Below are 16,471 nucleotides of genomic sequence, written 5' to 3'. Positions count from 1 at the left end.
CAGCACCCACGCGTTCACGCGCAGAAGAAGGGCTCCGCGGCCTTCTCGTACGTCGCCAGCACCGCCCCGTCACCGTCGGCGTAGGTGAGCACACCATCGGCACCGAGCGTGGCGTAGCCGTAGACGCTGCCGCCGCCGGGCGGGATCGGCCAGCCCGCGGGCGGCCGGTCGCCGGCCTCGTAGCCGGGGCCGTCGTCGGTGCGCTGCCAGCTCTGCTCGCCGAACCAGATCCGGTCGATGCCGCAGTGGGTGTACAGCGGCGCGGCGTAGCGGGTGCCGACCGCGGGCCGCTCCCCCTCCGCGAGCCGGACCAGGTCGACGGTCCGCGGCCGGTCGAGGCCGGGCGCGTCGGCGAGCGGGACGCCGGCCGGCCAGGTGTCGAGGAACCTCCCCTTGGCGCCCGAGCGCAGCACGAGCAGCCGGCCATCGGCGGTCGCGGCGGCCGCGTCGACGTCCGTTGGCCCGAGGACCGCACGCCAGTGCGCGCCGTCCTCGCTGACCGCGAGCCGCGGGCCCGGACCGGCGCCGGCGCCGCACTGGTCGAGGTCGGCGTAGCAGGCCTCGGGACGGCTCCAGTCCGCTCCCTCGGCGGCCGCGGAGCGGACGGTCAGGGTCCGGCTTCCGGCCTGCCACAGCGGCACCCAGTCGTCGCTCTCGGGCGGGACCTGGAGCCCGCGGTCGATCCGCCAGCTCCGCCCGCCGTCGTCCGAGAGGACGACGGGATGGCTCAGCCCGCTGACCGAGGCGAGCACCCGGTCGCCGTCGGCGACCGGTTGGTCGACGCCGTCGGCCCGAGCGAGGAGCGGGTCGTCGACCGCCGTCCAGCTCGCGCCCTGGTCGGCGGAGCGCCAGACCCGCGCCGCGCGGCCCGCTCGGCCGGTCGCGAGCAGCGCGCCGCCGGCGACCGGGACCAACCCGCTCACCGACGACTCCGTGCGGTAGCCGCGGTAGACCGGCACCTCCGGCAGGGCGACCTCGGTGAACGCGCGACCGTCGGTGCTGCGCCAGGCCAGCGCCGAGAAGCCGCCCATGCTCGGGTCGGCGGCGTGGCGTCGTACCCCGACCGCTGCGACGCCGTCGGCGGTCGCGATCAGCGCGGTGACCTCGGCCCGGCCGGTGACGCCGGTGGCCGGCTCGACCGTCCAGGCGAGGCCATCGGTGCTGCGCAGCGTGCGCACGACGTAGTCGTCGCCGCCGGTGGCGACCGTGTACCAGGTGCCGTCGGCGAGCCGCACCGGCGTCAGCACGTCGAAGAAGCCGTCGAGGCCGGTCGCGAACGGCGTACCGGCCGCGAAGGGCGCGCCGTCGCGGGAGACGTGCGGCTGGACCCGGCCGTGCCCGGAGACGAGCAGCACGAGCGCGTCGTCGCCGGCGGTCGCCAGCCGCGGGGACTGGTCGGGGCCGACCGGACCGGCCAGCCGCTGGCCGGACCACTCCCCCTGCGCGTCCGCCGGTGGAGCGGGTCGGTCACCGCACCCGCTCGCGACCAGGACGAGCGCGAGCAGGGCGGTGCCGAGCGGCAGCGTGCACCTCATGACGGAATGACGGCCCGGGCGGGCCGCCGGTTCCGTCGGCGGTCAGTCGGCCGACTCCTCGTCGGAGTGGATGTCGATGCGCCAGCCGGTCAGGCGCGCGGCGAGGCGGGCGTTCTGGCCCTCCTTGCCGATGGCCAGCGACAGCTGGAAGTCCGGGACGACGACGCGCGCCGACTTGGCCGCGGCGTCGACCACGGTCACCGACTGCACCTGCGCCGGCGAGAGCGCGTGGGCGACCAGGGTGGCCGGGTCCTCGGACCAGTCGACGATGTCGATCTTCTCGCCGCCGAGCTCGGACATCACGTTGCGCACGCGCTGGCCCATCGGGCCGATGCAGGCGCCCTTGGGGTTGACGCCGGCCACGGTCGAGCGGACCGCGATCTTGGTGCGGTGCCCGGCCTCGCGCGCGATCGCGGAGATCTCGACGGTGCCGTCGGCGATCTCGGGGACCTCGAGCGCGAAGAGCTTCTTGACCAGGTTGGGGTGCGAGCGCGAGAGCGTGATCTGGGGACCGCGCATGCCCTTGCGGACCGAGATCACCAGGCACTTGATGCGCGTGCCGTGGCTGTAGTCCTCGCCGGGGACCCGCTCGCTGGCCGGCAGCTGGGCCTCGACCTTGCCGAGGTCGACGAGCACGTCGTCGGGGTTGCGACCCTGCTGGATCACGCCCGAGATGATGTCGCCCTCCTTGCCGGAGAACTCACCGAACTTGATCTCGTCCTCGGCGTCGCGCAGCCGCTGCAGCATGATCTGCTTGGCCGTCGTGGCCGCGATCCGGCCGAAGCCGTCGGGGGTGTCGTCGAACTCGCCGACCTTGTTGCCCTCGCCGTCGAGCTCGGCGGCGAGCACGCTGACGTGCCCGGTCTTGCGGTTGAGCTCGACACGCGCCTGCGCGACCGAGCCCTCCGTCTTGTGGTACGCCGTGAGCAGCGCCTGCTCGATCGCCTCGACGAGGACGTCGAACTTGATCTCCTTCTCGCGCTCCAGCGTCCGGAGGATGCTGAGGTCGATGTCCATCAGTCGGCGTCCTTGTCCATGTCTACGTCGTTGTCCTTGCGGTTGAACTCGATCTGCACCAGTGCCTTGCGCACCTCGTCGTACGGCAGCCGGAGCTCGGTGCCGGCCACGTCGAGGGTCACGCCCTCGTCGTCGCTCGCGCCGATCCGGCCCACCACCTCGGTGGCCTCGGTGCCCTCGGCGCCGTGGGTCAGCTTGACCAGGCGGCCCGCGTTGCGCCGCCAGTGGCGGGGCAGCGTCAGCGGCCGGTCGACGCCGCGCGAGGTGACCTCGAGCGTGTAGGGCTGCTGGCCCATCGCCAAGCTGGCGCCGTCGGGGCCGTCGTCCTCGAGGACCTGGTCGATGACCTTGGTGGCCGCGGCGACGTCGTCCAGCGTCAGGCCGCCGTCGGTGTCGACGGCGACGCGCAGGACGCGGCGCTTGCCCGCGGGGGTCAGCTCCACCGCCTCGACGTCGAGCCCGAGCGCCGCCAGCGGCGTGGCGAGGACCTGCTCGATTCGCTCTGCGGTCGTTCCCTGAGCGGAATGAGTACCCATTGGGAGTCCTCCCCGTGTCCTGTTGTGGCTGTGCGGGGTCCACGATACCCGGACGGGTAGGGTCACCGCGTGCCCGCCAGCCCCGCTCCCGTCTCGCGACGGCTCCTCGTCGCCGGCGGCCTCGGCGGTGCGGCCCTGGCACTGAGCGGGTGCGACCTGCTCGACGACGTCCTCGGACGTGAGGACGACCCGGGCGTGTCGGGCAGCCCGTCCGGCGCGGTCACCCCGACCGCCCCCGCCGAGGACGCCGACAGCACCCTCGTCGAGGACGTCGTGACGGCGATCTCGGCCACCAGCGCGCTCGTCGCGGCGACCACCACGGCCGTCCCCGCGCTGGCCAAGACCACCGCGACGCTGACCCGGCTCCACGCCGCCCACGTCGCCGAGCTGGGCGGCACGATCACCGCTCCGGCCACCCCGCCGGCCGCCTCCGGCCCCCGCCCGGCCGCCCTGCGCCGGCTGCTGCGCGCCGAGGCCGACCTCCAGACCCGGCTCGTCGGCGCCGCCCAGCAGGCCCAGAGCGGCGCGCTCGCCCAGCTCTTCGCCGCGATGGCCGCCGCGATCGCCCAGCAGCGGGCGGTGCTCGGATGAGCACGCCGACACCCACCCCGACCCCCACCGGCAGTGCCGACCCCACGGTCACCGCGCTGCAGCAGACGCTCGCCGCCGAGCACGCCGCCGTCTTCGTCTACGGCGCCCTCGGCGGGCAGACCTCCCAGTCGCGCACCCCGGCGCTGTACGGCGCCGTCACCGCGGCGTACACGGTGCACCGGGGGCGCCGCGACGAGCTGATCGCCCGGATCCACGCCGCCGGCGCCGAGCCGGTCGCGGCCGAGCCCGGCTACCAGCTGCCGGCCGACCTCGGCTCGTCCGGCGCGGTGAGCGCGCGGGGGCGGGCGCTGGAGGAGGCCGCGGCGGCGACGTACGCCTATCTCGTGGCCAGCTCGACCGGCGAGACCCGCGCCTGGGCGATCACCGCCCTGCTCGACGCCGCGGTGCGCGGCCTGGGCTTCGGCGCGGCGCCGGACCGGCTGCCCGGCCTCTGAGCGCCCGGCCGGAAAAAGACCAACGGTCCGCGACCTCCGACATCCGGGGAACTCCCGAGACGTCCCCCGAAGTCGGGGTCGCGAACCGCTGGTGACCGGGGACAACGGTCATCAGGTGCAGGGAGAGGTGGGGCTCACCAGCACCTGTGCACAATCATGCAACAGAACGCTCCCAGCGTCCCGCTCCCGCGATCCTCATAAACATGCAGTGCACAAACCTGCAGCCGCGACATGCTGTCGCGCGCACTCCCCCGGAGGGGCTCAACGCCACGGCGCGAGGAGCTCCGGGAGGTCCGCCAGGCGGTGCGCGACGGCGTCCGGCTCGCCCTCGGTGTGGCCGACCTGGTCGGCCGGGATCGCGCTGTGCGGGATGTGGACGGCGCGCATCCCGGCGTGCTGGGCGCCCCAGACGTCGTCGAAGAGCCGGTCACCGACGTAGACGCACCGCGCCGGGTCGGCGACGCCCACGGCGTCCATCGCGGCCCGGAAGGCGAGCGGCGAGGGCTTCGTCCAGGGGATCTCGCTCGTGTAGACGTCGCCGTCGATGAGGTCCAGGACGCCGTCGCGCTCGAAGTAGCCGCGGTGCCAGCGCCGCGGCCAGATCGTGTTGGACAGGATCCCGACCTTGATCCCCTCGGCGCGCAGCCACTCCCACAGCGGCCGCACCTCGGGATCGGTGAGCGTGTGCGGCTCCCAGAAGGAGTAGTAGGCGTCGAGCAGGTCGGCGTCGTGCTCGAGCCCGGCCGCGGTGAAGAGGTCGGCGATCGTCGAGGACTGCTGGTGGTCGCGGCTGCGGCCCCAGATCACGCTGCCGGCCTCGTGCAGCCGGGCGGCGTGGGCGTGGTGGTCGTCGGAGGTGTCCGGCGTGGCCAGCACCGCCTGGGCCAGCGCGAGCGACTCCGCGTGGAAGTCGATGTCGTGCCAGGCGGTCAGCGTGCCGCCCCAGTCGAAGATGACCGCCTCGATCGTCATGGCGTCAGCCGCGGACGATCGCCGCCAGCGCGTCGACCGCGCCGTCGAGGGTGAGCTCCTGCCGCTCCCCCGTACGACGGTCCTTGACCTCGATGACCCCGTCGGCCACGCCGCGGCCGACCGTGACGATGGTCGGGCAGCCGATCAGCTCGGCGTCCTTGAACTTCACGCCGGGGCTGACCTTGCCGGTGCGGTCGTCGTAGAGGACGTCGAGGCCGGCGCCGGTGAGGCCCGCGACGAGCGCGTCGGCGGCGGCGAAGACCGCCTCCTCCTTGCCCGCGGCGACGACGTGGAGGTCGGCCGGGGCGACGTTGCGGGGCCAGCACAGGCCGATCTCGTCGAGGCTGTTCTCGGCGATCGCGCCCACCGCGCGGGTGACGCCGACGCCGTAGGAGCCCATGGTGACGGTGACGAGCTTGCCGTTCTCGTCGAGCACCTTGAGGTCGAGGGCCTCGGCGTACTTGCGGCCGAGCTGGAAGACGTGGCCCATCTCGATGCCGCGCGCGGACTCGAGCGTGCCGTCCGCGCAGTGCGGGCAGTGGTCGCCGTCGCGGACGTCGGCGGCCTCGATGGTGCCGTCGGGCGTGAAGTCGCGTCCGGCGACGAGGTCGAGGACGTGGCGGCCGGACTCGTCGGCGCCGGTGACCCAGCGGGTGCCCTCGGCGACACGGGGGTCGACGAGGTAGCGGATGCCGGTCTTGTTGTCCTCACCGAGGACGCCGGGCCCGATGTAGCCCTTGACCAGCGCGGGGTGCTTGGCGAGCTCGGCCTCGTCCATGGGCTCGACCTCGATCGGCTCGAGCTGGCCCTCGAGGCGCTTCTGGTCGACCTCGCGGTCGCCGGGCAGGCCGATGGCGAGGGGCTCGCGGGTGCCGTCGGGGTGCTTGAGGACGACGAGCACGTTCTTGAGCGTGTCGCCGGCGGCCCAGGGCCGGTCCGCGCGGGGGAAGGCCGCGTTGAGGTAGTCGACCAGGCTCTCGATGGTGGGCGTGCCGGGGGTGTCCTCGGCGTGCGCGGCGGGCGCGTCGTCGTAGGCCACGGGGGCGGGCGGGCGGACCTCGACCGCCTCGACGTTGGCGGCGTAGTCGCAGTGGGTGCAGCGGACGTAGGTGTCCTCGCCGACCTCGGCCTTGGCGAGGAACTCCTCGGACTTCGAGCCGCCCATCGCGCCCGCGGTCGCCTTGACGATCGCGTAGTCGAAGCCGAGCCGGGCGAAGATCCGCACGTACGCCGCGCGGTGCTTCTGGTACGACGCGTCGAGGCCGGCGTCGTTCACGTCGAAGGAGTAGGAGTCCTTCATGGTGAACTCGCGCCCGCGCAGCAGCCCGGCGCGGGGCCGCGCCTCGTCGCGGTACTTCGTCTGGATCTGGTAGAGGCTCAGGGGCAGGTCCTTGTAGGAGCTGTACATGTCCTTGACCAGGAGCGTGAACATCTCCTCGTGCGTGGGGCCGAGCAGGTAGTCGGCGTCCTTGCGGTCCTTGAGCCGGAAGATGTTGTCGCCGTACTCGGCCCAGCGGCCGGTCGCCTCGTAGGGCTCGCGGGGCAGCAGCGCGGGGAAGGTGACCTCCTGCGCGCCGATGCCGTTCATCTCCTCGCGGATGATGCCCTCGATCTTGCGCAGCACGGCCAGGCCCAGCGGCAGCCAGGTGTAGATGCCCGGCGCGGCGCGGCGGATGTAGCCGGCGCGCACGAGCAGCCGGTGGCTCGGGACCTCCGCGTCCGAGGGGTCCTCGCGCAGGGTCCGAACGAACAGGGTCGACATCCGCATCAGCACGGGGCGAAGCCTACGGCCGGGGTACGACGCGGGGCGAACCAGTAACGTCCCGGGACGTTCAGGCGGTGCGCGCCGCCTTGAGCGCGGAGCGGATCAGCGGCCACTGGAGCGGCAGCCGGGCCAGCGAGACCGCCTTGAGCGGAGCGTTGTCGCCGCGCAGCGCGTCGAGCGCCATCTGCACGTTGCCGGGGAAGACGCCGGCGAGCAGCGCGGCGCTGGCGTAGCCGGCGACCTTGCGGGTCCGGGGCGCGACCAGGCCCGCGGCGCACAACAGCTCGGCGACGCCGCTGGCCAGGATGATCTCGCGGTGCGCGGGCAGCTGCCGGGGCATCAGGGGCTCGAAGACCTCGGGCTTGACCAGGTGCACGACGCCGCTGACGACGAACGCACCGGTGACGACCTTGGCTCCCGCGGGCAGGCTCATGGCGCCATCATGGCAGCCGCGCCTACCCGAGCGCCGCGGCTCCGGTGAGCAGGACCCGGTCGCCCTCCAGCAGCGAGGACCAGCCGTCGACCTCCTGGCGCTTGGCCCGCTCCCCCGTGGTCAGGTCGTAGGTCTCGAGCGTCACCTCGTCGTCGGCGCCGACGAGGACGAGGTGGAGCCGGTCGCCGTCACGCGGCGGCCGCGTCGACGGCCGCGGCGGACTCGGGGCTCAGCGTGCCGACGACCCGGATCCGGCGGGTGGTCAGGTCGACGCCGAGGATCTCACCGGCGCTGTCGGCGGTGTACAGGGTGTCGCCGTCGAGGTGGCCCGCGCGCAGGGCCGTGGCGGCGCCGTGGACCGGGGGCGCCGCGCTCGGCCCGCCGCCGGCCGGGTGCTGGAGCAGGGTCGTGTCGGCGCGGCGCGCCACGGGGTCGAGCTCGGCAAGGCGCAGGTCCGCGTCGAGGGCGACCAGGCGGCCGTCGTGCCAGAACAGGTCGGTGAGCGTGTCGGACCCCACCTGCCAGGACAGGTGCTCGGTGGTCTCGCCGGTGGCGAGGTCGGTCCGGTAGAGCGTCTGGGGGCCGGGGCCGGACAGCGGCGCACCGAGCACCCAGAGAGCGTCCGGCGACAGTCCGGCCGGCCCCACGACGCCCGGTACGACGGAGCGCCGGTCACGGCCGTCGGTCTCCCACAGGACCTCGTTCGAGACCCCGCTGACGACGGTCACGCACCCGCCGCCGTCGGGCCGGACGCCCGCCCAGCGGCCCACCGGTGCATCGTCACCGCCGCGAAGCGCCGTCCGCTCCCCGCCGGAAGGCGTGATCCGGTAGCGCCACCGGCGGTCGGAGGCGCAGAGCTCGCCGTCGTGCGCGGCCAGCACCCCGTCGGCGCGGGTCTCGGTCGTCAGGAACTCCGTGCGGCCCTCGCCGTCGACGAGGCCCAGGAAGCCACGCGGCTCCGCCGCGTCGGCGTACGCCGACAGGAACACGGCGACGCGCCCGTCGCCGCCGGTGCCGTCGCCCTCGATCTCGCGCCACGACAGACGCTGGTCCGGGTCGGCCTCGGGCGCGCCCGTGCATCCCGACAGACCGACCGCCGCCACACAGACAGCCAGCACCCAGCTCCGCATGCAGGCAGGGTGTCACCCCAGGTCAAGCAGGTTGCGCCGGCCGAGCTTGTAGAGCAGCCGGTCGGTCTGCTTGAGCAGCGTGAACTCCGGCGGGTCGTAGAGCCGGAAGGTCTTCGCCCGTGCGGCGGACGAGCCCGACTCGTCGAGGATCGCGTTGACCGCGTGCCGGGCCGACTCGTTGGCGCCCTCCATGGTGGCCAGATCGATGTCGGTCTGCACGAAGTCGCCGCTCATCATCAGGTTCGGTACGCCGGTCCGGGCGGTCGGGCGCCGCGACCAGGAGTCGACGGTGTTGACGAGCAGCGGCGTCTCGTTGGTGTTGCGGCGCTGGGCGGCGTCCCAGCGCACGCCGGGGTCGAGGAACCAGGAGTGGATGATCCCCTCGGGGAGCAGGTCGCCGGCCGTGTGGTGGGCCCGGACCTGGGCGAGCACCTCGGCGGCGATCTCGGCGGGCGTGCACTCCTTGGCGGTCTTGCCGTAGAGGATGCCCGGCGCGTCCCAGTTGGAGATGTCGATCGAGAGGATGTCGACGACCGCGCCGTCGCCGTAGTCGCGGGTGATCGTGCGGTCCGCCCAGAACTGGCCCTGGGTCAGCGCGGTCAGCGACCACGGCGCGTCGAGGAACGTGATGTGGCCGTGGGTGAGCTTGACCGGCGCGCGCAGGAAGAACTGGATGCCCACCATCCAGTCGGTGGTCAGGGTGCCGAGCTCCTCGAGCTCGGGCGCGAGCCCGAGCACGGCCGGCGTCAGCGTCGGTACGACGCGCTCGACGGGCATCGCGCTGACGAACCAGTCGGCCTCGACCCGGGTCGTGGCGCCCGAGGCGTCGGCGAGGACGGCCGCGGCGACCCGGCCGCGCTCGATGTCGTACCGGACGAGGCGCTGGCCGAACACCAGGCGCACCCCGCGACCGCGCAGGTACGCCGTCCACGGGTCGATCCACGCCTCGTTGGTGGGCAGGTCGAGGACGCGGTCGAGTGCGCCGTCGTTGCCGCGGCCCATCATGTTGTAGACGAACGCCTCGCCCATGTTGCCGATGGTGCGGGTGCTGGCGATCGTCTCCTTGGCCGCGACCAGGCTGCGGGTCAGGCCGGCGGCGAGGACGCGCTGGTACTCCTTCGAGCGCTTGCCGGCGCCGACGAAGTCCCACCAGCTGACCTTCTCCCACTGGCCCAAGCGGCGCTCGTCGCAGCTGGTCAGGAAGACGAGGAGCCGCTCGACGAAGTAGGCGAGCTCCTGGGGCGGGACGGTTCGGCCGCCGAGGGTGTCGCGCAGGTAGCGGCGCAGGCCGTCGACCGTGAGCAGCTGCTGGGGGTCCGGCCCGATGCCGAAGACGAAGCCGTCGGCCCGCTCCCCCGCGCGCAGGAACTTGCCGCCGGTGGCCGCGACGAGGTTGTCGCCGACGGTGCCCGTGCCGAACGGGATGCGTCTCATCGTCTCGGGCACGTGGTGGTAGAAGCCGGGGAAGAACCGGAAGCCGTGCTCGCCCGGCAGGTCCGCACGGCCGCCCGTGCCGGTGCCGGCCACGGGGATGCTCCGCGCCTTGCCTCCCCAGGCGGACGGCTCGAAGACCGTCACCTCGAAGCCGCGCTCGACGAGCTCGTGGGCGGCGGTCAGCCCCGCCATCCCGCCGCCGAGGACGACGGCCCGGCGTCCGGGCGTGGCGGCGAACGCCGGCGCCAGGCCGGTGCCGGCCAGGACGGCGCCCGCGCCGGCCGCGGCCGACGACAGGAGCAAGGTACGACGGTCCACACGCTGCGCCATCCGCGATCACCCCATGATCTCAACCGACACTACTGTCGGTAACTGCGTGCCGCCGAGTATCGTGACCCCGCCATGCGAGGTCAAGGGCCCCCGAGGAGGCGACCGTGAGCGCGTCCGGTTCCGTCCGCCGCCGGCTGACCGCGTCCGCACGCCGGGAGCGGATCGAGGCCGCGGCCGTCGAGGTCTTCGCCGAGCGCGGGTACGACGCCGCGTCGGTCGGCGAGATCGCGGCCGCCGCCGGCGTCTCGCGCACCGTGCTCTACGACCACTTCCAAGACAAGCGCGCGCTCTACCTGCACGTGCTCGGCACCGAGAACGCCGCGATGCTCGCCGAGGTCGGCAGCGGCATCACCGGGGCCGGCGCCGGCCGGGCGCGGATGCGGGCCACCGTGGCGGCGTACCTCTCGTTCGCGCAGCAGCGCCCGGCCGCCCGCCGGCTGCTCGTCGACCCGATCCCCACGGGTGACCCGGGGCTCGACCAGGCCGTGCACGCCTTCCGCGCCGCGCGCACCCAGGCGGTCGCGACGATGCTCGGCCCCGACCTCGCCCGCGCCGGGCTGGCCGCCGGGACGACCCCCGCGGCGGTCGTGGTCGAGCTGCTCATCACCGGGGTCGACGGTGTCGCGCGCTGGTGGCAGGAGCACCCGGACGCCTCGCTCGACGAGGTCACCGACGTCGCGGCCCAGCTGCTGTGGAACGGGCTGCCGCGGGTCAGAACATGACGGTCGCGAAGCGCGCCGTCTCGACGAAGCCGACGCGCTCGTAGGCCTTGCGGGCCGCGTGGTTCCAGTCGTTGACGTAGAGCGAGACCGTCGGCGAGATCCGGGCGCGCACCTGGTGCACGACCGCGGCCATGCCTGCCGTGGCCAGGCCCTCGCCGCGCCGGTGCGGTGGCACCCAGACCCCCTGGATCTGGGCCGCGTCGGGGGTCGCGCAGGCGACCTCGGCCTTGAAGACGAGCTCGTCGCCGTCGTACCGGACGAAGGACCAGCCGCGGCCGACGAGCTGGGCGACGCGAGCCCGGTAGAGGTCGCCGCCCCCGCCGGTCTCGGGCGAGACGCCGACCTCCTCGGTGTACATCGCCACGCAGGCCGGGTAGAGGGTGGCCAGGTCGTCGCGGACGCCGGCGCGCACGCCGTGGTCGGGGGTGATCGCGGGTGCGGTGTCGATCGCCAGGTGCCGCTGGTCCCAGCGCACGTCGCGCGGCTGGCCCCAGTGAGGGGCGACCTGACCCCAGAAGGCGCGGACCGGCTCCTGCGGGCCCACGATCGTCGAGACCGTACGACGCCGGGCCAGGGCCCGCTCGGCGAACCGGGCCGCGTCGTCGGCGGTGGCCTGCACCGGCACCAGGTTGGCGGCGACGTGGCAGGCCGCGACGAGCTCACCCTCGCGGAACCGGCCCCACATCTCGCCACCGAGCCAGCGCGGCTCGAGGTTGGTGGTGTGGGCGCGGTGGATCGCGAAGACGTTGGCGACCGGGTCCTGGCCGGCCAGGGCCAGGAACGCGGGCAGGTCGGTCTGCGCGAGCACGCGCACACCGGACCGGGTCGTCAACACGGCCCGAGCCTAGGGCACTCCCCGGTTCTTGGGATGGCGTCCCCGTTCTCTCCGAGCGCACACTGGTGCGACCGGCGGAGGTGCCCGATGACGACACGACACGTGACGGACGGCGGTCTGGAGACCGAGCTGATCTTCCTGCGCGGCTTCGACCTACCCGAGTTCGCCGCCTTCCCGCTGCTCGACTCCGAGGAGGGCCGGGCGGTGCTGCGCGACTACTACCGCGGCTACGTCGACATCGCCGTGCGCGCGCAGGCACCCGTGCTGCTGGAGGCACCGACCTGGCGGGCCAACCCCGACCACGCCGCCGTCCTCGGGTACGACGCCGCGGCGCTCGACCGGATCGATCGGGCGAGCCTCGACCTGCTGCGCGAGGTCGCGGCGGAGCGGGCCGACGAGCTGGTGGGCTGGCAGGTCGGCGGGATGCTGGGCCCGCGCGGCGACGGCTACGCCTCGGCCGGACCGGTCGACCCCGACGCGGCCGCCGAGTACCACCGACCGCAGCTCGCCTCGTTCGCGGCCGGCGGCGCGGACCGGGCCACGGCGCTGACCCTGACCGAGGTCGGCGAGGCGATCGGCATCAGCCGCGCGGCCGCCGACGTCGGCCTGCCGGCCGGGATCGGGTTCACCGTCGAGACCGACGGTCGGCTGCCGGACGGGACGACGCTGGCCGCCGCGGTCGCTGCGGTCGACGCGGCGGCGCCGCCGGCGTACTTCGTGGTCAACTGCGCGCACCCGAGCCACGTCGCGCGCGGACTCGACGAGGGCGCCTGGCGCGACCGGGTGGGCGGCCTGCGGGTCAACGCCTCGACGATGAGCCATGCCGAGCTGGACGCCGCACCGACCCTCGACGCGGGCGATCCCGATCGGCTCGCCGCCGACCAGCGACCGCTGCTCGACGCCTTCACGGCGGTGACGGTCCTGGGCGGCTGCTGCGGGACCGATGCGCGGCACGTGGCCGCGATGTGGGGCGTCCCCGGGCCTGCCTAGGAGACCGAGACGGTGGGCTCGGCGCCCTCGACCGGCTCCATCGACTCGGCGATCTTCATCGCCTCCTCGATCAGGGTCTCGACGATCTCGGCCTCGGGCACGGTCTTGATGACCTCGCCCTTGACGAAGATCTGGCCCTTGCCGTTGCCGGAGGCGACACCCAGGTCGGCCTCGCGGGCCTCACCGGGACCATTGACGACACAGCCCATGACGGCCACGCGCAGCGGGACCTCGAGCCCGTCGAGACCGGCGGTGACCCGCTCGGCCAGCGTGTAGACGTCGACCTGGGCCCGGCCGCACGAGGGGCACGAGACGATCTCGAGCTTGCGCGGGCGCAGGTTGAGCGACTGGAGGATCTGGATGCCGACCTTGACCTCCTCGACCGGCGGCGCCGAGAGCGAGACCCGGATGGTGTCGCCGATGCCGCGCGAGAGGAGCGCGCCGAAGGCGGTCGCCGACTTGATGGTGCCCTGGAACGCCGGACCGGCCTCGGTCACCCCGAGGTGCAGCGGCCAGTCGCCCGCCTCGGCGAGCAGCTCGTAGGCGCGCACCATGACGACGGGGTCGTTGTGCTTGACCGAGATCTTGAAGTCGCGGAAGCCGTGCTCCTCGAAGAGGCTCGCCTCCCAGACCGCCGACTCGACGAGCGCCTCGGGGGTGGCCTTGCCGTACTTCTCGAGCAGCCGCTTGTCGAGCGAGCCCGCGTTGACGCCGATCCGGATCGAGGTGCCGTGGTCCTTGGCGGCCGCGGCGATCTCCTTGACCTGGTCGTCGAACTTCTTGATGTTGCCCGGGTTGACCCGGACGGCGGCGCAGCCGGCCTCGATCGCGGCGAAGACGTACTTCGGCTGAAAGTGGATGTCGGCGATGACCGGGATCTGGCTGTGCTGGGCGATCTCGGGAAGCGCCTCGGCGTCGTCCTGGCTGGGGCAGGCCACCCGGACGATGTCGCAGCCGGCCGCGGTGAGCTCGGCGATCTGCTGGAGCGTGGAGTTGACGTCGGAGGTCAGCGTCGTGGTCATCGACTGCACCGAGATCGGGTGGTCGCTGCCGACCCCGACCTTGCCCACCTGGATCTGGCGGGTGGTACGACGGGGGGCGAGCACCGGCGGCGGCGCGGCCGGCATGCCCAGGCTGATCGACGTCATGGGTCCAGGTTAGTCGCGGGTGGGGTGGGATCAGGATTCGAGGTGCACGGGCACCACGATGTCCGCGACGATCAGCACCAGGCCCATGACGAGCAGCGCGCTCGCCACGACGTAGGCGATCGGGAGCAGCTTGGCGGCGTCGACGTAGCCCGGGTCGGGACGGCGGAAGAGCCGGGCCCGGCCGCGGCGCACGGCCTCCCACAGCGCGCTGGCGATGTGACCGCCGTCGAGCGGCAGCAGCGGCACCAGATTGAGCATGCCGATGAAGAAGTTGAAGCCCGCGACCAGCATGAGCAGCGAGAGCACCTTGTCGCGGCTGCTGATCTCGTCGTGGGACGCGGTCTCGCCGGCCAGGCGGCCGCCGCCGACGATGCTGACCGGGCCCGCCGGGTCGCGCTTCTCGACGCCGACGATGGCCTTGGCGACGTCCCAGACCTTGACCGGCAGGGTGGCGAGCGACTTCACGACCTCGACGGTCATGTGGCCCATCTGGCCCGCGGTGTAGAACACACCGCCGGTGGTCGGGTGGGTGACCGGACTGACGCCGAGGAAGCCGACCTCGGTGGTCTTCTTCTTCTCGCGGTCCTCGGCCTCGAGGAAGCGCGGCTCGACCTTGGTTCGGGTGGCGAGGGTGAGCTGCTCGCCGCCGCGCTCGACGACGATCGTGGCCTCGCCGTCGTCGTTGGAGCGGATGAGCTTCTGGAGCTGCTCCCAGGTGGTGATCGTGGTGCCGTTGAAGGAGACGAAGCGGTCGCCCTTCTGGAGCCCGGCCGCGTACGCCGGGGTCGGCGAGGTCGCGATCTCGTCCTCGGTGCAGGTCCGGCCGTTCTCGTCGACCGGGATCACGCAGCCCTGGACCTCGCTGATCGTCAGCTCGCTCTTCTGGTCGCTCGGGTTGCCGTAGGTGGCGAAGACGCCGGCGAAGATCAGGAAGGCGATGGCGATGTTCACCATCGGGCCGCCGCCCATGACGATGACCTTCTTCCACCAGGTCATCTTGTAGAAGAGCCGGTCGGTGTCCTCGGGACGGACCAGCTCCCACTCCGCGGCGCGGGCGTCGGAGATCAGCTGGGTGAACATGCCCGTGTTGGACTTGCGGACCTTGAGCACCTGGTTGCCGTGCTCGTCGACGCCGGCCTCGTCGGCCAGCTGCTCCGCGCCGGGCGGGAGCATGCCGACGATCTTGACGTAGCCGCCGAGCGGGATCGCCTTGACGCCGTACTCGGTCTCGCCGACCTGCTTGCTCCACACCGTCGGGCCGAACCCGATGAAGTACTGGGTGACCTTTCCGCCGAAGGCCTTGGCCGGGATCATGTGGCCGAGCTCGTGCAGGCCGATCGACGCCAGGATCGCCACTGCGAAGACGACGACGCCGAGAAGGTAGAGCAGAGCGGTCATGGGCGGGATGCGGTCCTCGGGTCGATGAGCTGGGTGGCGCTCTCCCGCGCCCACGCGTCGGCCGCGAGGACGTCGTCGAGCGAGAGCTGACCCTCTGAGGGTACGTCGTGGGCGGCTAGGACGTCGCCGACCAGGTCGACGATCCCGGTGAAGGCCAGCCGGCCCTGGCGGAAGGCCTCGACCGCGACCTCGTTGGCCGCGTTGTAGACCGCCGGCGCGGTGGCGCCGCGCTCCCCCGCCGCCCGGGCCAGGGCCACCGCGGGGAAGGCCTCGTCGTCGAGCGGGAGGAACTCCCAGGTCTCGGGCCGGGTCCAGTCGACCGGCGGTGCCGCGTCGGGCACCCGGTCGGGCCAGGACAGGCCGAGCGCGATCGGGATGAGCATCGTCGGCGGGCTGGCCTGGACCAGTGTCGAGCCGTCGACGAACTCGACCATCGAGTGCACGACGCTCGTCGGGTGGACCACGACCTCGATCCGGTCGTAGGGGATGCCGAAGAGCAGGTGCGCCTCGATCACCTCCAGGCCCTTGTTGACCAGGGTCGCGGAGTTGATGGTGATCACCGGGCCCATGTCCCAGGTGGGGTGGTTGCCGGCCTGCTCGGGGGTGACGCCGGCGAGCTCGGCGCGGGTCCGGCCGCGGAACGGGCCGCCGCTCGCGGTGAGCACCAGGCGGCGTACCTCGTCGGGGGTGCCGGCGCGCAGGCACTGGGCGAGCGCGCTGTGCTCGGAGTCGACCGGCACGATCTGGCCGGGCCGGGCCCGCTCCAGGACGAGCGGGCCGCCCATCACCAGCGACTCCTTGTTGGCCAGCGCGAGCGTCGTCCCGGCGTCGAGGGCCGCGAGCGTGGGGCGCAGGCCGACCGCGCCGGTGATCCCGTTGAGGACGACATCGCACTCCTGCTGGGCCGCCTCGACGCTCGCCTCCTCACCCAGGCCGTGGAACCGAGGGGCGAACTCGGCGACCTGCTGCTCGAACAGCGCGGGGTTGCCGCCGCCCGCGGTCAGCCCGACGAGGCGGAAGCGGTCGGGGTTGGCACGCACCAGGTCCAGCGCCTGGGTGCCGATGGAACCGGTCGAGCCGAGGATGACGACGTCCTTCACCCGCCCATCCTCTCAGCGGGCGACATCACAGCACCGAATCGCCGAAATGACGGTGCACGGGCACCTGACGGTTCATGCTG

General features: G+C 73.2%; 17 protein-coding genes. 4 read left to right on the top strand and 13 right to left on the bottom strand.

Annotated elements, in window-relative coordinates:
• Positions 1-14: 14 nt before the first annotated feature.
• From M0M48_RS05905 to rimP, 3 genes are read right to left on the bottom strand one after another with little or no spacing between them, the layout of a single operon-like run.
• Positions 15-1,535: a hypothetical protein gene (locus M0M48_RS05905; protein ID WP_257750431.1), complete on the bottom strand. Its 1,521-nt coding sequence runs from the start codon at positions 1,533-1,535 to the stop codon at positions 15-17.
• 42 nt (positions 1,536-1,577) lie between these two features.
• On the bottom strand, positions 1,578-2,552 hold the full coding sequence (gene nusA, locus M0M48_RS05900) for a transcription termination factor NusA (RefSeq protein WP_257750430.1): 975 nt from the start codon (positions 2,550-2,552) through the stop codon (positions 1,578-1,580).
• Positions 2,552-3,088 carry a ribosome maturation factor RimP gene (rimP, locus tag M0M48_RS05895; protein ID WP_257750429.1) on the bottom strand — a complete coding sequence of 179 codons (537 nt, stop codon included), beginning with the start codon at positions 3,086-3,088 and terminating at the stop codon, positions 2,552-2,554. The genes nusA and rimP overlap by 1 nt, the downstream gene beginning before the upstream one ends.
• Before the next feature lie 69 nt (positions 3,089-3,157).
• On the opposite strand from rimP, the gene M0M48_RS05890 reads away from it, so the two are divergent.
• Together M0M48_RS05890 and M0M48_RS05885 are read left to right on the top strand one after the other, a co-directional pair.
• Entirely contained in the window at positions 3,158-3,679 is a 522-nt protein-coding gene (locus M0M48_RS05890; RefSeq protein ID WP_257750428.1) for a hypothetical protein, read from the top strand.
• Positions 3,676-4,134: a ferritin-like domain-containing protein gene (locus M0M48_RS05885; protein ID WP_257750427.1), complete on the top strand. Its 459-nt coding sequence runs from the start codon at positions 3,676-3,678 to the stop codon at positions 4,132-4,134. The genes M0M48_RS05890 and M0M48_RS05885 overlap by 4 nt, the downstream gene beginning before the upstream one ends.
• Positions 4,135-4,395: 261 nt before the next feature.
• Here M0M48_RS05885 and M0M48_RS05880 read toward each other — a convergent pair whose 3' ends face one another.
• From M0M48_RS05880 to M0M48_RS05855, 6 genes are read right to left on the bottom strand one after another with little or no spacing between them, the layout of a single operon-like run.
• Complete coding sequence (locus M0M48_RS05880) at positions 4,396-5,106, bottom strand: HAD family hydrolase (RefSeq protein WP_257750426.1); 711 nt, start codon at positions 5,104-5,106, stop codon at positions 4,396-4,398.
• A gap of 4 nt (positions 5,107-5,110) precedes the next feature.
• The gene (locus M0M48_RS05875; RefSeq protein ID WP_257750425.1) at positions 5,111-6,880 is read right to left on the bottom strand and encodes a proline--tRNA ligase; all 1,770 of its coding nucleotides are present in this window, start codon (positions 6,878-6,880) and stop codon (positions 5,111-5,113) included.
• Between the two features lie 58 nt (positions 6,881-6,938).
• A complete protein-coding gene (locus M0M48_RS05870) occupies positions 6,939-7,304 on the bottom strand; it encodes a DoxX family protein (protein ID WP_215815270.1) in 366 nt (121 codons plus the stop codon).
• A gap of 22 nt (positions 7,305-7,326) precedes the next feature.
• Positions 7,327-7,449 carry a hypothetical protein gene (locus M0M48_RS05865; RefSeq protein WP_257750424.1) on the bottom strand — a complete coding sequence of 41 codons (123 nt, stop codon included), beginning with the start codon at positions 7,447-7,449 and terminating at the stop codon, positions 7,327-7,329.
• 43 nt (positions 7,450-7,492) lie between these two features.
• On the bottom strand, positions 7,493-8,434 hold the full coding sequence (locus M0M48_RS05860; protein WP_257750423.1) for a hypothetical protein: 942 nt from the start codon (positions 8,432-8,434) through the stop codon (positions 7,493-7,495).
• Between the two features lie 12 nt (positions 8,435-8,446).
• Positions 8,447-10,198, bottom strand: a complete 1,752-nt coding sequence (locus M0M48_RS05855) for a hydroxysqualene dehydroxylase (RefSeq protein ID WP_257750422.1) — start codon at positions 10,196-10,198, stop codon at positions 8,447-8,449.
• A 104-nt stretch (positions 10,199-10,302) separates the two neighbouring features.
• Here M0M48_RS05855 and M0M48_RS05850 point away from each other — a divergent pair, with 104 nt between their 5' ends.
• Positions 10,303-10,920: a TetR/AcrR family transcriptional regulator gene (locus M0M48_RS05850; protein ID WP_257750421.1), complete on the top strand. Its 618-nt coding sequence runs from the start codon at positions 10,303-10,305 to the stop codon at positions 10,918-10,920.
• Here M0M48_RS05850 and M0M48_RS05845 read toward each other — a convergent pair.
• The gene (locus M0M48_RS05845; RefSeq protein ID WP_257750420.1) at positions 10,910-11,755 is read right to left on the bottom strand and encodes a GNAT family N-acetyltransferase; all 846 of its coding nucleotides are present in this window, start codon (positions 11,753-11,755) and stop codon (positions 10,910-10,912) included. The two genes, M0M48_RS05850 and M0M48_RS05845, sit on opposite strands and share 11 nt — an antisense overlap.
• Positions 11,756-11,842: 87 nt before the next feature.
• Here M0M48_RS05845 and M0M48_RS05840 point away from each other — a divergent pair, with 87 nt between their 5' ends.
• Positions 11,843-12,745 (top strand): homocysteine S-methyltransferase family protein, encoded by a 903-nt coding sequence (locus M0M48_RS05840; RefSeq protein ID WP_257750419.1) that lies wholly within the window; start codon positions 11,843-11,845, stop codon positions 12,743-12,745.
• Here the strand turns inward: M0M48_RS05840 and ispG are convergent.
• From ispG to dxr, 3 genes are read right to left on the bottom strand one after another with little or no spacing between them, the layout of a single operon-like run.
• The gene (gene ispG, locus M0M48_RS05835) at positions 12,742-13,893 is read right to left on the bottom strand and encodes a flavodoxin-dependent (E)-4-hydroxy-3-methylbut-2-enyl-diphosphate synthase (RefSeq protein ID WP_215815276.1); all 1,152 of its coding nucleotides are present in this window, start codon (positions 13,891-13,893) and stop codon (positions 12,742-12,744) included. The genes M0M48_RS05840 and ispG overlap by 4 nt on opposite strands.
• 30 nt (positions 13,894-13,923) lie before the next feature.
• The gene (locus M0M48_RS05830; protein ID WP_308220368.1) at positions 13,924-15,291 is read right to left on the bottom strand and encodes a M50 family metallopeptidase; all 1,368 of its coding nucleotides are present in this window, start codon (positions 15,289-15,291) and stop codon (positions 13,924-13,926) included.
• A complete protein-coding gene (gene dxr / locus M0M48_RS05825) occupies positions 15,288-16,391 on the bottom strand; it encodes a 1-deoxy-D-xylulose-5-phosphate reductoisomerase (protein WP_257750418.1) in 1,104 nt (367 codons plus the stop codon). The genes M0M48_RS05830 and dxr overlap by 4 nt, the downstream gene beginning before the upstream one ends.
• Positions 16,392-16,471 lie beyond the last annotated feature (80 nt).

This window comes from Pimelobacter simplex, assembly GCF_024662235.1.
In the GTDB taxonomy this organism is placed as follows: domain Bacteria; phylum Actinomycetota; class Actinomycetes; order Propionibacteriales; family Nocardioidaceae; genus Nocardioides.
This window is presented reverse-complemented; position numbering and strand designations above follow the sequence as displayed.